Here is a 12,520-nt window from a genome sequence, read left to right as displayed (position 1 = left end):
TTAAAGCAGACTAATATGTAATATGTAATATGTATGAAACAGATGCGATTAGCAATCACTAAAAATCGCACATAATCGCGCAAAACAACGCGGTAACAACCTGCAAAAGCAAGAAAGTAGGCACACATGGATAAAGCACAACAAGACGCGCTAAAGAAAGCAGCTGGCATTGAGGCCGCAAAAATCGTACAAAATGGCATGATGGTTGGACTTGGAACTGGCTCTACAGTGCGATTCTTGGTAGACGAGCTTGGTCGCAGAGTTAAGGAAGAAGGCTTAAGCTTTACTGGAGTTACAACTTCTCGCCGCACGCAAGAGCAGGCAGAAGGCTACGGCATTAAGATTCTTGACATTAACGATGTTGACCATATTGACGTTACGATTGACGGATCAGACGAAGTTGATAAGAACTTTAACGGCATTAAGGGCGGCGGCGCGGCTCTTCTTTGGGAAAAGATTGTTGCAATCAACTCCGATCGCATTGTGTGGATTGTAGACGCAAGCAAGGTTGTAGACACAATCGGCAAGTTCCCACTGCCTGTTGAAGTGATTCCATTTGGTTCTGCTCAAGTGATTCGCAAGTTCGAGAAGCGCGGATACAAGCCAGTTTTGCGCTTGGATGCAAACGGCAAAGAAGTGCGCACAGACGAGAACAACTTTGTTGTTGACTTGCATTTGGAGCGCATTGACCACCCACAAGAGCTTGCTAAAGACTTGATTGAAACTGTTGGCGTTGTTGAACACGGCCTGTTCTTGAACATGGTTGATACTGTGATTGTTGGAGATCCAAACGGTCCTCGCACGCTTACAAATCCAAATAAGTAAGCTGCATAATCCAGTCATAATCTAATATTTAACCAATCATTTCCCGAGAATGTATGTAAAATTAGTTAATTTGCATACGTTTTCGGGAAATTTTTTACAATCTTCAATCGCAATAAGTCAATCGAAATAAAAAAAGCGCTGGAAAATCCAACGCTTTCAAAAGTGTTACGTGCCCAAACGGGCAGGCGCGCCAAACAGCATTACTTACGCTGATGACGAGTCTTACGCAGCAGTTTGCGGTGCTTCTTCTTGCTCATCCGCTTGCGGCGCTTCTTGATGACAGAACCCATCTGAAGCCTCCATTCATATGTAAAGTGTGCAACTTGCCTAATGTTACACCGTTTTGACGACTTTGGAAAATCCTAAAGCAAAGTTTTACAAAAACACATGCAAAACATGCGCAAAACCATACGTTAAACACATACAAAACACATACAAAACAGCTTATATTTTGCAAAGTTTACATTGGGAATTGCTTATAGAATCTTTCAACAGATTGCTTTGATCCAGTTAACTCAAACACAGCTGTGTCGTTTTGCCAAATGGCACTAGCTTTAGCTTTATTGCCCGACTCAGTCTTTAACACATAGCTGCCAGTGGTTTTCCCAGAAACTTGAATTTTTCCAGAAGCAACATCTACCCCACTTAATCCATCTAGCAAAAGCTCATATTGCTTATTCGCTAGGTCGCGACTGCTCCATTGAGCAACAACAAGCGAAACATCGCTTCCAGATTCTCCTGTTGAATACTTAACTGTGTATTCTTCTAAAGGAGAAGCCGAAGACCATTTTGCACTAGCAGAAGCATCAACACGAGCAAAATCAAGAACAGTATCTGGCATAGCTTTTAACAGAGCAGTAGAAGTGCTAGGCAAATCTTTAGCCTTAATAGATGGCGTTTTTGCAGAAGGCACATGCGTTTTAGCAGATTGCGCATTTTGCTGGTGATTTAACGCCCAACCTGGCCAAACAAACGCGGAAACAATTGCCAAAACAACAACTATTAATGCAACAATAAGCACTTTTCGTAAATTGTTATGAGACGCAGAAAATCCTTGCGAAGAAGTAGAAGAATTATTTGTATAAGAATTCATTTTTTACCCCACATAACACTGTTAAACATACTTGGATTATCTCACAAAAGTATGACGGCAAAATGTCTATAAATGCAGCTAGCGTCAAATCATGGCTGCAAAATCTTCTACTTATTACTTGTGCTCCGAATGTGGTTGGAGTGGGTCAAAATGGTACGGCCGCTGCCCAGAATGCGGCGAATGGGGTACACTAAGCGAGTTTAGCGAGCCAAAGTTGCAAAGTGGCGTTTCTAAAGCTTTAAGATCGTCTAGAAATTCAAGAAGCGCAAAAACAAATGCGATTGCCGCGTTAAACATCGATTCCAGCGTAGACGCACAGCCGATTAGCAGCATCCAAGCAGATAATGGAATTAGAATACACACAGGATTTAGCGAATTTGACCGCGTTTTAGGAGGAGGGCTTGTTCCAGGGTCCGTAACGCTTATAGCAGGCGAGCCAGGAATCGGAAAGTCTACTCTGCTTTTAGAAACCGCTGGAAAAGTAGCAAAAAATGACGGCGAATCTAGTCAAAGCAGCGAGTCTGCAACAAATTTAGTCTTATACATTTCTGGCGAAGAATCAAAATCGCAAGTAAAATTGCGCGCATCACGCATAAACGCTATAAGTCAAAATCTTCTTCTTGCTAGCACAACAGACTTAAACACAGCTTTAGCACTAATCGAAAAGTATAAGCCAACACTTGCAATTGTTGATTCGGCACAAACTATTGTTTCTAGCGATGTTGATGGCATTACAGGAGGCTCCACTCAAGTTAGAGAAGTAGCTAGCGCGCTTATTGACGTTGCTAAAACTTGTAATATTCCAGTGCTTTTAGTTGGTCACGTTACAAAAGACGGCTCGATTGCAGGCCCGCGCACGCTTGAGCATCTTGTAGACACGGTTTGCCAATTTGAAGGAGATAGTCAAACTGCATTGCGCATGCTTCGTGCTGTTAAAAATCGTTTTGGACCTACAGACGAAGTTGGCTGCTTCGATATGAGCGGATGTGGTATTGAAGAAGTCCCCGACCCTTCTGGCCTGTTTTTGTCTTCTAACGAGGATTGCAAAAACGAAGGCACATGCGTAACGCTTACTTTAGAGGGCAATCGAAGCCTTGCTATTGAGGTTCAAGCGCTTGTTACAGACTCTGTTCTACCTGCTCCTAGACGTGCGGTTTCGGGAGTAGATGCAAACAGAATTGCTATGCTTACGGCAGTTTTATATAGGCATGGCGGATTGAATCTTCTTGCTAAAGACATTTACGTTTCTACGATTGCTGGCGCTAAAGCAAAAGAGCCTTCTTGCGATTTAGCAATAGTGGCATCTCTTGCAAGCGCTGCAAAAAATAAGCCAGTTTTGCCTTTTACGTGCGCAATTGGCGAGATTAGCTTGACTGGCCAAGTTCGATCGGCTTCTAGAATGGAAACTAGACTTAAAGAAGCTGCAAGAATTGGCTATAAACGTGCGATTGTTTGCCATTTGCAAAAAAAGATTCACGTTGCAGGAATTGATGTAGTTGAAGTAAATAATCTTAAAGAAGCGTTGAAAGCGCTGGGATTGTAGGAGATTAATGGAGATTAATATGGTTGACTTTAGTAAATGGGCTGCTTTTACATCGCAAAAAACTAATCGCTCGCTTGCAGGTTCGCGAGTGTTTATTGAAGATGAAAATAAAGAAAACAACAACAGCAATAACATCAACAGCGGCAACAATAGCAACAATAGCAATGTGCAAAAATTCCTGCAAAACGCGCAATCTTGGGGAATAATTCCCGTAAATTCTAAGGAAGACGCTGATTTTTGCGTAAAAATATGTGCAAAAAACCTAGAGACCACTGTAGACGCGCCTAATTTAAGCGGAAAAGATGCCATTGACTACGCGCAAAACCACATGCCAGTAATGCGCACGCTACTTAACAATTTACAAGAAAATGGTCTTAATTTAGAAGGCGTTAGAATAGCTGTTTGCCTTGTGCTAGAGCCAAAAACAGCCGTACTACTAAGGGAGCTACACGCTCACGGAGCGATTGTTGGCGTATTTTGCGGCCCAGACGAAACTGACCAGAGAGTGGCAGATCAACTTAAAAAAGAGGGCATTTTAGTGCAAGCAAACCGCGATTGGTCTCCTGAGCAAACGCACGAAGGCGCTCTAAAACTTCTAGACGAAATACAGCCAGACATAATAATCGACGATGGTGCAAGTTTTGCGCGACTAGCAAGCCTAGAACGCCCACAAATCGCAGCAAATCTAATAGGCGTTGCCGAAGAAACAACAAGTGGAGTGCGAGCTTTTGAAGCAATGCAAAAAGCTGGGCACTTGCACTACCCCGTAATCGCAGTAAATAATAGCGCTCTAAAAACTGATTTTGACAATCGTCATGGAACTGGCGAAACATGCGTTACAACAATGCAACAAATTCTTGGAAGCGAATGCTTTGAAAACGCTAAAGTAACTGTTGTTGGATATGGACCAGTTGGCCGCGGATTTGCATTAAGAATACGCGCATTGGGTGCAAAAGTTACGATTTGCGATACAAATCCTGTTCAATCCTTACGCGCAGTTTTCGATGGATTTGAAGCTAAAAATCTTGAATGCGCTGTTAAAGAAAGCAATATAATTGTTTCTGCGACTGGAGTTCGTCACACTATTACATTGCAAAATATGCAAAACATGCAAGAAAACGCAATTTTGGCTGTTATTGGTGGAATTGCAAACGAGATTGCACTAGACGAAATCCCTGATTTTAAGCCAGTTGTTGGAACAGCACAAAGAAAAATCCAAGTTCCGCGCGGTCCTCAAATTACGCTAATAAGCGAAGGAGACGGCACAAATTACACTACAGGCGGCGGAAATCCTATTGAGATTATGGACTTTAGTTTTGCTGTTCAAGTAAGCGCGGTTGCGTATTTGCTAGAGCACAATGGCAATAAAGACGGCAATAAAAATGGCAATAAAAATAACGATAATCGCCTTGATTCTGGAATCTACCAATTGCCAGAAAGCTCCGATAATCAAATAGCAAGAATCGCACTAGCAAAACGCGGATATAGCGCAAGCGAATCCAATAAAAACAACGGCTACAAGTGGGATTTAACGCGATTTGCGGAAGAAGCAAATAGTTAGCATAAATCAATTAACCAAATCATAATAAATCTAAGCAATAATAGAATAAATAAAGCAAAAAGTAGTACAACGTAATTCCTTAAGGAACACAATGCTTACAGACCCAATACGCAAACTTGCACACCCAACACCACTTAGCGAAGTCACACTATACAGTGCATCAATGGTTATTCCAGTAACGGGGCCAATAATCCCCGAAGGTGCCGTTGCTGTATCTAACGGACACGTTGTTCACGTTGGAACACGTCAATGGGTTCTTAATATTCTAAAAGACGAGATGCCAAGCGATTCTTATATGCAAATGTTTAGAAATGAGAAACATTGGCACGGCCTTATGACACCAGGTCTTATAAACGCACATACGCATTTGCAATACACAAATATGGCAAGCGTAGGACGCGGAGAATATAGAAATTTCCACGATTGGGAGCAAGGATTTAACGTTGTTTACGACAAGTTGCAAGAAGATAAACAAAAAAATCCATCGCTAACAACTTGGAAGACTTCTGCATACCAAGGCGCAAGAATGATGGTGGAAGCTGGCACTAGCGCAGCTGCCGATATTGTAACCGATATTGAAGCGGTTGGAGCGCTTGCAAGCCAGGGAATGCACGGAATTGCCTATTGGGAGGTAATGGGCTGGAAAAACGTTGATTGGAAGGAAGAAGGCTACGCTAAGCTGCTAGAAATGCTTGGGCAAATGATGAACAACGGCAGCATACCGAGCATAGGTATTAGCCCACATGCGCCTTATAGTCTAGAAACAGAGCCGTTTGTGGATTTGCCAGACATTGCGCGCCAGCTAAACATGCGCTTGCACATACACTTGGCCGAAACGCCAATGGAAGCAGGAAATCACGCAGATACGCTAACTACGTATTCTGCGCCAGATTGGAATAGCAATGTTTGGGAAAGCTATAGCGAACTTAAATCGCACGGAATGACTGCATCTGCAATTCAGTTTTTGGATCAGCTTGGATCTTTAGGGCCAGACGTGCATATTGCGCACGGCGTTTGGGCGGACGGCGAAGACCGCAGGATTTTACGCCAGCGCGGAGTTGGAGTGGCACTTTGCCCAAGGTCCAATCGCATTACTGTTACAGAGCGAGACGCGCCGATTCGCGATTACATGGAAGAAGGAAACTTACTTGCAATTGGTACAGATTCCCTATCTTCTTCCCCATCTTTAGACGTTTTAGACGATGCTGCAAAAATCTACGACCTAGCAACAGCACAAGGATATAGAAAAGATGATTTAACACATCGAATTATCCGCATGCTTACTTTAGGCGGCGCAAGCGTTATGGGCTTGCACGTAGGGCCGCACAGAATTGGCCAAATTAATGCTGGTGCAACAGCAGACCTGGCGTTCTTTAACATTCCAACAGACACAAGCTCGCCGCAAGGAGTTGAAGAGACTTTGCACAATTTTGTTCGTCACGGCGCAGGAAGCGCAAAAGCAACTGTAATATCTGGAAATCTTGTGTACAATAATGGCGCTTTTGCGCAATAAGTCTTGACTAATAAGTCTCGCAAAATAAATCAGAAAATATCAGGAGATATTATGAGCATTAAATTAGAAGATATGAGCGATTACGCAAAAAATCTTGTTAAAGAATTGCACTTAGAAGCACACCCAGAAGGCGGATGGTACGCTCGCGATTGGCAAACAGCACAGTTATATAGCGCAAATAACAGCACAGACGCGAGCGCAGACGCGAGCGCAAACGCGACTAATACACAAGTTGACGAAAACTCCGCAGCCAGCGCTCCAAGACCACTAGCATCGCTTATTTATTTTCTTTTACCAGCTGGCGATTCAAGCGCGTGGCATAAAGTTGATGCAGACGAGATTTGGTTTTGGCATGGCCCAGCAAATCTTACGATTGAACTTGGCGGATGCAGCCAAAATCCTTGCGCAGAGGCTGATTTGCAACGTTTTACTCTGGGAAACACTAAAGATGGTAACGATTTACTTACGCGCGGTCATCTTGTGATTCCTGCTGGAACATGGCAGCGAACTGTACCTAGCAACGCAGATGTATTGGTGTCTTGCGTTGTAAGCCCTGGCTTTACTTTTAGCGGATTTAATTTAGCGTCTAAAAACTAGTATGCTACTTTGAAGGCGTAAGCTATTTAACAAGCGCGTTCAAAACGCTCAAAGTCAAGCTTCCAGCGCGATTTGCAGCAAGAACTAAATCGTCTTTATGCGCATCAAGCGATTCGTAAGATTCTCCGCAACGATTACTCATTGCGCGAATCGCAAGGAACGGCACGCTATTTTTAGCTGCAATATGCGCTACTGCAGCGCCTTCCATCTCTTCGCAATCGCCAAAAACCTCTTCGCGAACTGCATCTAGAACCTTTGGATCTGTGTTAAATTGGTCGCTTGTTGCTATGTTTCCGCAAACGTATGCAACGCCATTTTCGCTCTTATTAGACGCGCTTTGCTTAGATTCCGCGGAAAAATCGCAAGCAGCCGAAGATGATTCTTGCAAAGACTTTTCAAGCCTAAAGCCTAATAACTTCGCTTGATTTGCCGCTAAATCGCATAACTTTGAGTCCGATTCAAAAACTTCTTTGTATGGAGCACAATCTGCAATAATTTGTGTATTTGTTTCTAGATAGTGAAGATTCTTGCCTATAACAATGTCTCCAACATTAAGACGCGGATTTAATGCGCCTGCGATTCCGCTAAAAATCAACACTTGTGGCTTAGCTTCGATTATAAGAGCCTGAGCTGCTGCAGCTGCAGCACACTTTCCCATTCCAGCAATGCATATTGTAAGAACTGCTTTATTGCATTTGTTATTAGACGCGATTTTACCTTGAATAAAAGTAACACCGTAATCTTGCCAAGACTTATATTCGCCACTAAACGCTTGCAAAATAGGCTGAGCCTCTTTTTGAAGTGCCACTATAATCGCAAGTTTTGAAAGATTACTAAAATCGCCAGAATTACCGATTGAAAATTCCTTTTGCATAGTCTCCCCTAAAATAAGTTCGATAAGTCTAATCTAATAAAATCTAACAAAATCAAATATAGTCAAACATAATCAAATACAACCAAATACAGTCAAATACTTATGATTCTAAAATCGTAAAGACACGCTGCAACAACACAACACGCCGCAACACACCGATTGTAACCGTTACTTAACATTTACAAAATTGAACATAAGTAGAGCAAATTTACGCCATTAAATCAACAAAATATAGCACGTTATAAACAATCACGATAACAATTCTGTAACAATTAAGCCTTAAATGCATCTATCGTCTTATAAACTATCAAATGTACGGCCGCAAAACCTACTTAAATCGCTTAAAAAACGAATAAGCGAAAAAATTTAAGGTTTTAGCAAAAACAAGGAGAAAAAATGGCTATTTTCGTACATAACAACTTGCACACTAACCGCGTAGCAATCGCAGCTACTAAAATCGCTGCAGCAGCATTAGCCGTTGCATCAATGGTTAGCACAGCGGCATGCGGAAGCCAAAACGCACAAGATCCAAATCAAAAGACGATCACTCCAGGCGTTTTGACAATCGGCACAGCTCAGCCAACTTACACACCTTGGATGTACGATAACAAGCCAGAAAACGGCAAGGGATACGAATCCGCAGTAGCATACGCTGTTGCAAAGAAACTTGGCTACGGCAAAGACAAGGTTAAGTGGGTTCGCACAACCTTCGACTCCGCAGTAACTCCAGGCCCAAAGGACTTTGATTTTAACCTTCAGCAGTTCTCTATTACCGAGGAACGCAAGAAGGCAGTAGACTTTTCGCCAAGCTACTACAACGCAACTCAAGGCGTTGTTGTTAAAAAAGATAGCAAGTTTGCCAGCGCAAAGACTTTAGCAGATCTTAAAACCGCGCAGATTGGCGCAATGGTTGGAACAACAAGCTACAGCTTTGCTAAAGACAAGATTAAGAGCGATATTCAAACCTTTAACGATAACGACGCTTTGGTTCAGGCTCTTGACTCTAAGCAAATTGACGCACTTGTTATAGATACTCCATCTTCTGTAAATATTGTACGCAGCAAGCAGGTTAAAGATGGCGTTGTTCTTGGACAGATTGCAGGATCGGAAGATAAGGAAGGAACTGGCCTTGTTCTTCCAAAAGGATCTAAGCTTACTGCAGACGTTACTAAGGCTGTGAATGCTCTAGAAAAAGATGGCACTTTGAAGAAGCTTCAAGAAAAGTGGCTTGCAGAGTACACAACTGATGTGCCAGTTCTTAAGTAAATTGATCTAAATTAAATCAAACAAAATAGATTAAAAATAGATCAAAATAAATAAAAATCGTACCAACGTCATTACCAATACGCATTATTGTAAGCAATTTGTAACCCAATCGTCACATAAAAGTGCTTACAATAGTGCGTATCATTCATTATGTCGAAAGGCTCAGGCTACCGCCAATGACAGTACTTAACGGCAGTACAACAGATTCTGCAAGCAACGAATCAAATAAGTTACTCACTAATGCGTCGTCACTATCTAGCGCTAATACGGCATTAGATGAAGGAACGTGCGCTTTAAGCAATATCGAGCTTGAGCGCAGAGCAATACGCAAAAAACAGAATCTTAAATCTGTTTTAACAAGCATAATAAGCACTTTAGTATTGCTTGGCGTGTGCATTGCGGCGCTTGCAATGAGCCCTGGTTGGCCAAGAGTGCGCGAAACGTTCTTTTCTGGCAAATACTTTATTCTATCTTTGCCATCTGTTTTGCAAGGCTTAATGCTTAATTTGCAAGTGCTTGTGTTTGCTGTAATAGGAGTTGCAATACTTGGAACTTTAATCGCAGTTATTCGCACAAGCGTAAGCCCAATGCTTTTCCCATTGCGCGCTATAGCGCAATTCTACACAACTATTATGCGCGGCATACCAATGCTTGTTGTGCTTTACTTAATCGGCTTTGGCATACCAGGATTACAGCTTTTTGGGCGCATTCCACCAGCAATACTCGGCACAATCGCCATTGTTATGAGCTACTCAGCATACGTTGGAGAGGTATTGCGCGCAGGATTTGAAGACGTGCATCCGTCAATGCGAGCATCTGCAAGGTCACTTGGCTTAACATCTGGTCAAACTGTGCGATTAGTGGTAATTCCTCTTGGCTTAAGAAAAGTGGCTCCTGCATTAATGAACGACTTTATATCTATGCAAAAAGACGCAGGGCTTATATCTGTTTTGGGAGCTGTAGACGCAGTTCGAGCCGCTCAAATATCTGTTGCAACTTCTTATAACTTCACTCCATACGTTGTAGCAAGCGTTGTGTTTATAGCGCTAAGCATTCCGTTTATTGTTCTAAACGATTGGTATACAGCAAGACTTCGCAAGCGCGAGCTAAACGGAGGAACTGTGTGATGAATAACGTAACAAATCAAAAGGTAAATCAACAAATGAGTGATTACACGAACACAAGTGATCAAACGAATACAAGCAATAACACGGATTCAACCCCAGTTTTGCGCTTAAGCAATATTAGAAAATCGTATAACTCAACACCTGTTCTTAAGGGTATTTCTTTTGATATTGCGCCTCACGAAGTGGTGGCTCTTTTAGGGCCTTCTGGAAGCGGCAAATCTACTCTTATGAAGTGCATTAATTTGCTTGAGCGAGTAGACGACGGCCAAGTTTGGCTTGGAAACACAGATATTACAGATCCACGCATAAATCAAGATCAAATTAGATCTCAAATCGGAGTTGTGTTCCAGCAATTCAATCTTTTTACGCATATGAGTGTTTTAGATAACGTGACTCTTGCTGCGCGAAAAGTTCATCATTGGAGCAAAGATCGCGCAGAAAGCCGCGCAATGGAGCTTCTATCTAGGATTAAGCTAGAAAATAAAGCAAAATCCTACCCAGATCAGCTTTCGGGCGGACAGCAGCAGCGAGTGGCGATTGCTCGCGCGCTTATGACAAGCCCACAACTCCTGCTTTTAGACGAGATTACTTCCGCGCTAGACCCAATGCTTGTTGGCGAAGTTCTAGACATGGTTGCGGAGCTAAAGCAGCAAGGAACAACCATTTTAATGGCCACTCACGAGATGCATTTTGCGCACGAAGCTGCCGACAGAGTAGTTTTGCTTAGAAACGGCGTTGTTGCAGAAAACGGCACGCCGTACGAAGTTATGGATGCTTGCAGCGACCCAGAAACGCAAAACTTCTTTAAATCATTCCGACACTAGCGCGCGCGTTTGCTCAACGTCTTTGCTAATAGCGTCCTTAAGCTGCTCTTGCGAGTCAAATGCTTGCTGCGGGCGCAAGAAGCGCGCAAACTCAATGCAAACCCTATGCCCGTATAAGTCTTGAATCTTATCTGTTAACGCATATGCTTCAACAGTTCGATTAGACGATTGCTCTTCTAGAGTATCGTCGTAAGCATCCGCGCGATTTGCCGCGTCATCTTCAAAAGTAGGATTAGTGCCAACTGAAATTGCAGCAGCCCAACGCCAAGGCGAATGCAATCCAAGATGAAGCTCATCTTTACGCAAAACACCTACGCTAGGAATGTTTCTGCCAGAAGAAGCGCCATTTTGCTCGTCTGCATCTAAATCAATAATCCAGCCAGCATACACGCCATCAACAGGAATATATCCGTCAATTCGCTCACCAAGATTTACAGTTGGGAAGCCAATTTGATGACCGCGACCAGCTCCGTGAATAACAGTGCCTTCTACTCTATGCGGCTGTCCAAGAATATCTCCAGCATCTCGAACCCTGCCATTTGCAAGCATCCATCGCACATTTGTAGAGCTCCAAGCACGAACCTTTTTATTCGGCATGCCCTTGCTCCAAGCACGATATTCCGCCTTATTCATGCCACTTGCAGGATCTTTTGGCTCTCCGCCTTCTAAAGGAACCTCTGGAACAATCGGGTCTGGAACGCGAACGTCTCCTGGCCCAAAATCATCTACAACAACAAGATTAAAAACGCCTGTAGCTTGCGCAAGCTCTTTAATAGCATGAACGTTTCCAGCTCTTTTAGCGCCCAAAGCTGCATCCGACCCCAAAACAAGCGCGCGCATACCTAGCTTACCAACCAGCTGCCCAAGGAAGAATCTGTACGATTTTGCCGCAAAAGCAAGGCTATATCGAACTATAATAACGTGATCAACGTCTAACTGCTGTAAAACTCTAAGCCGCTGGCGAACGCTTGTTAGCGCTTGCGAATCTACTGGAATTTGCGCGTCATCGCCAAAATCGTCGAATAAATCTGGATTTTCGTGCACAACGCTTGGACGAGGGTCAAACATTATAACAACCGAGAACGCGTTGTTTTTGCGCGCAATCTCCACTGTTCGCTCAATAACTTTACGATGCCCAAGATGCATTCCGTCGAATACACCTATTGTAACAACTGACTTACGTTGAGCGCTCAACGTTGGCCAACTAATCATACCGTTGGCATCTGGTCGAATGTCGATGACCTTCATCATATCCTTACTGTTCGCAAGAGCCGCAAATATTGGTATCGCTTTATTT

General features: G+C 43.1%; 12 protein-coding genes. 8 read left to right on the top strand and 4 right to left on the bottom strand.

Translation table 11 applies throughout. From position 1 onward, the window contains the following. Positions 1-126 precede the first annotated feature (126 nt). Positions 127-825, top strand: coding sequence for a ribose-5-phosphate isomerase RpiA (rpiA, locus tag NYP65_RS05615; protein ID WP_004131725.1), 699 nt, complete (start codon positions 127-129; stop codon positions 823-825). 200 nt (positions 826-1,025) lie between these two features. On the opposite strand, the gene NYP65_RS05610 is transcribed toward rpiA, so the two are convergent. Next, positions 1,026-1,115 (bottom strand): 30S ribosomal protein bS22, encoded by a 90-nt coding sequence (locus tag NYP65_RS05610; protein WP_004268639.1) that lies wholly within the window; start codon positions 1,113-1,115, stop codon positions 1,026-1,028. Between the two features lie 170 nt (positions 1,116-1,285). Then, positions 1,286-1,918 (bottom strand): hypothetical protein, encoded by a 633-nt coding sequence (locus tag NYP65_RS05605; RefSeq protein WP_004131724.1) that lies wholly within the window; start codon positions 1,916-1,918, stop codon positions 1,286-1,288. Positions 1,919-2,009: 91 nt separating this feature from the next. Between NYP65_RS05605 and radA the strand changes: the two genes are divergently transcribed. The 4 genes from radA to NYP65_RS05585 all read left to right on the top strand — a co-directional run bounded on the left by radA (position 2,010) and on the right by NYP65_RS05585 (position 7,132). Further along, positions 2,010-3,461 (top strand): DNA repair protein RadA, encoded by a 1,452-nt coding sequence (gene radA, locus NYP65_RS05600; protein WP_473410737.1) that lies wholly within the window; start codon positions 2,010-2,012, stop codon positions 3,459-3,461. Between the two features lie 19 nt (positions 3,462-3,480). Further along, positions 3,481-5,022, top strand: coding sequence for an adenosylhomocysteinase (locus NYP65_RS05595; protein ID WP_050543403.1), 1,542 nt, complete (start codon positions 3,481-3,483; stop codon positions 5,020-5,022). Between the two features lie 91 nt (positions 5,023-5,113). Next, positions 5,114-6,535 (top strand): amidohydrolase family protein, encoded by a 1,422-nt coding sequence (locus NYP65_RS05590; protein ID WP_004131721.1) that lies wholly within the window; start codon positions 5,114-5,116, stop codon positions 6,533-6,535. A gap of 51 nt (positions 6,536-6,586) precedes the next feature. After that, the gene (locus NYP65_RS05585; protein WP_473410736.1) at positions 6,587-7,132 is read left to right on the top strand and encodes a cupin domain-containing protein; all 546 of its coding nucleotides are present in this window, start codon (positions 6,587-6,589) and stop codon (positions 7,130-7,132) included. Between the two features lie 22 nt (positions 7,133-7,154). Here NYP65_RS05585 and NYP65_RS05580 read toward each other — a convergent pair whose 3' ends face one another. Next, entirely contained in the window at positions 7,155-8,006 is an 852-nt protein-coding gene (locus NYP65_RS05580) for a 5'-methylthioadenosine/S-adenosylhomocysteine nucleosidase family protein (RefSeq protein WP_004131719.1), read from the bottom strand. A 396-nt stretch (positions 8,007-8,402) separates the two neighbouring features. Between NYP65_RS05580 and NYP65_RS05575 the strand changes: the two genes are divergently transcribed. The 3 genes from NYP65_RS05575 (at position 8,403) to NYP65_RS05565 (ending at position 11,223) form a co-directional block, all read left to right on the top strand. Then, complete coding sequence (locus tag NYP65_RS05575) at positions 8,403-9,272, top strand: ABC transporter substrate-binding protein (RefSeq protein WP_128832008.1); 870 nt, start codon at positions 8,403-8,405, stop codon at positions 9,270-9,272. Between the two features lie 176 nt (positions 9,273-9,448). After that, positions 9,449-10,399, top strand: a complete 951-nt coding sequence (locus NYP65_RS05570; protein ID WP_102704752.1) for an amino acid ABC transporter permease — start codon at positions 9,449-9,451, stop codon at positions 10,397-10,399. Further along, positions 10,399-11,223, top strand: a complete 825-nt coding sequence (locus NYP65_RS05565; RefSeq protein WP_115794007.1) for an amino acid ABC transporter ATP-binding protein — start codon at positions 10,399-10,401, stop codon at positions 11,221-11,223. The genes NYP65_RS05570 and NYP65_RS05565 overlap by 1 nt, the downstream gene beginning before the upstream one ends. Here NYP65_RS05565 and ribF read toward each other — a convergent pair. Continuing rightward, positions 11,209-12,471, bottom strand: a complete 1,263-nt coding sequence (ribF, locus tag NYP65_RS05560) for a bifunctional riboflavin kinase/FMN adenylyltransferase (protein WP_172539745.1) — start codon at positions 12,469-12,471, stop codon at positions 11,209-11,211. The genes NYP65_RS05565 and ribF overlap by 15 nt on opposite strands. Between the last annotated feature and the right edge of the window lie 49 nt (positions 12,472-12,520).

The organism is Gardnerella sp. c12Ub_1 (genome assembly GCF_055804375.1).
The sequence above is the reverse complement of the archived record's forward strand: the minus strand, read 5'-3'. Positions and strand labels throughout refer to the sequence as shown.

What these genes read in the sequence shown, in the direction of transcription:
- NYP65_RS05585 (WP_473410736.1), top strand. Translation starts at nt 6,587, where the DNA reads ATGAGCATTAAATTAGAAGATATGAGCGATTACGCAAAAAATCTTGTT.
- NYP65_RS05610 (WP_004268639.1), bottom strand. Translation starts at nt 1,115, where the DNA reads ATGGGTTCTGTCATCAAGAAGCGCCGCAAGCGGATGAGCAAGAAGAAG.
- NYP65_RS05605 (WP_004131724.1), bottom strand. Translation starts at nt 1,918, where the DNA reads ATGAATTCTTATACAAATAATTCTTCTACTTCTTCGCAAGGATTTTCT.
- NYP65_RS05580 (WP_004131719.1), bottom strand. Translation starts at nt 8,006, where the DNA reads ATGCAAAAGGAATTTTCAATCGGTAATTCTGGCGATTTTAGTAATCTT.
- NYP65_RS05590 (WP_004131721.1), top strand. Translation starts at nt 5,114, where the DNA reads ATGCTTACAGACCCAATACGCAAACTTGCACACCCAACACCACTTAGC.
- radA (WP_473410737.1), top strand. Translation starts at nt 2,010, where the DNA reads ATGGCTGCAAAATCTTCTACTTATTACTTGTGCTCCGAATGTGGTTGG.
- NYP65_RS05575 (WP_128832008.1), top strand. Translation starts at nt 8,403, where the DNA reads ATGGCTATTTTCGTACATAACAACTTGCACACTAACCGCGTAGCAATC.
- rpiA (WP_004131725.1), top strand. Translation starts at nt 127, where the DNA reads ATGGATAAAGCACAACAAGACGCGCTAAAGAAAGCAGCTGGCATTGAG.
- ribF (WP_172539745.1), bottom strand. Translation starts at nt 12,471, where the DNA reads ATGAAGGTCATCGACATTCGACCAGATGCCAACGGTATGATTAGTTGG.
- NYP65_RS05570 (WP_102704752.1), top strand. Translation starts at nt 9,449, where the DNA reads ATGACAGTACTTAACGGCAGTACAACAGATTCTGCAAGCAACGAATCA.
- NYP65_RS05595 (WP_050543403.1), top strand. Translation starts at nt 3,481, where the DNA reads ATGGTTGACTTTAGTAAATGGGCTGCTTTTACATCGCAAAAAACTAAT.
- NYP65_RS05565 (WP_115794007.1), top strand. Translation starts at nt 10,399, where the DNA reads ATGAATAACGTAACAAATCAAAAGGTAAATCAACAAATGAGTGATTAC.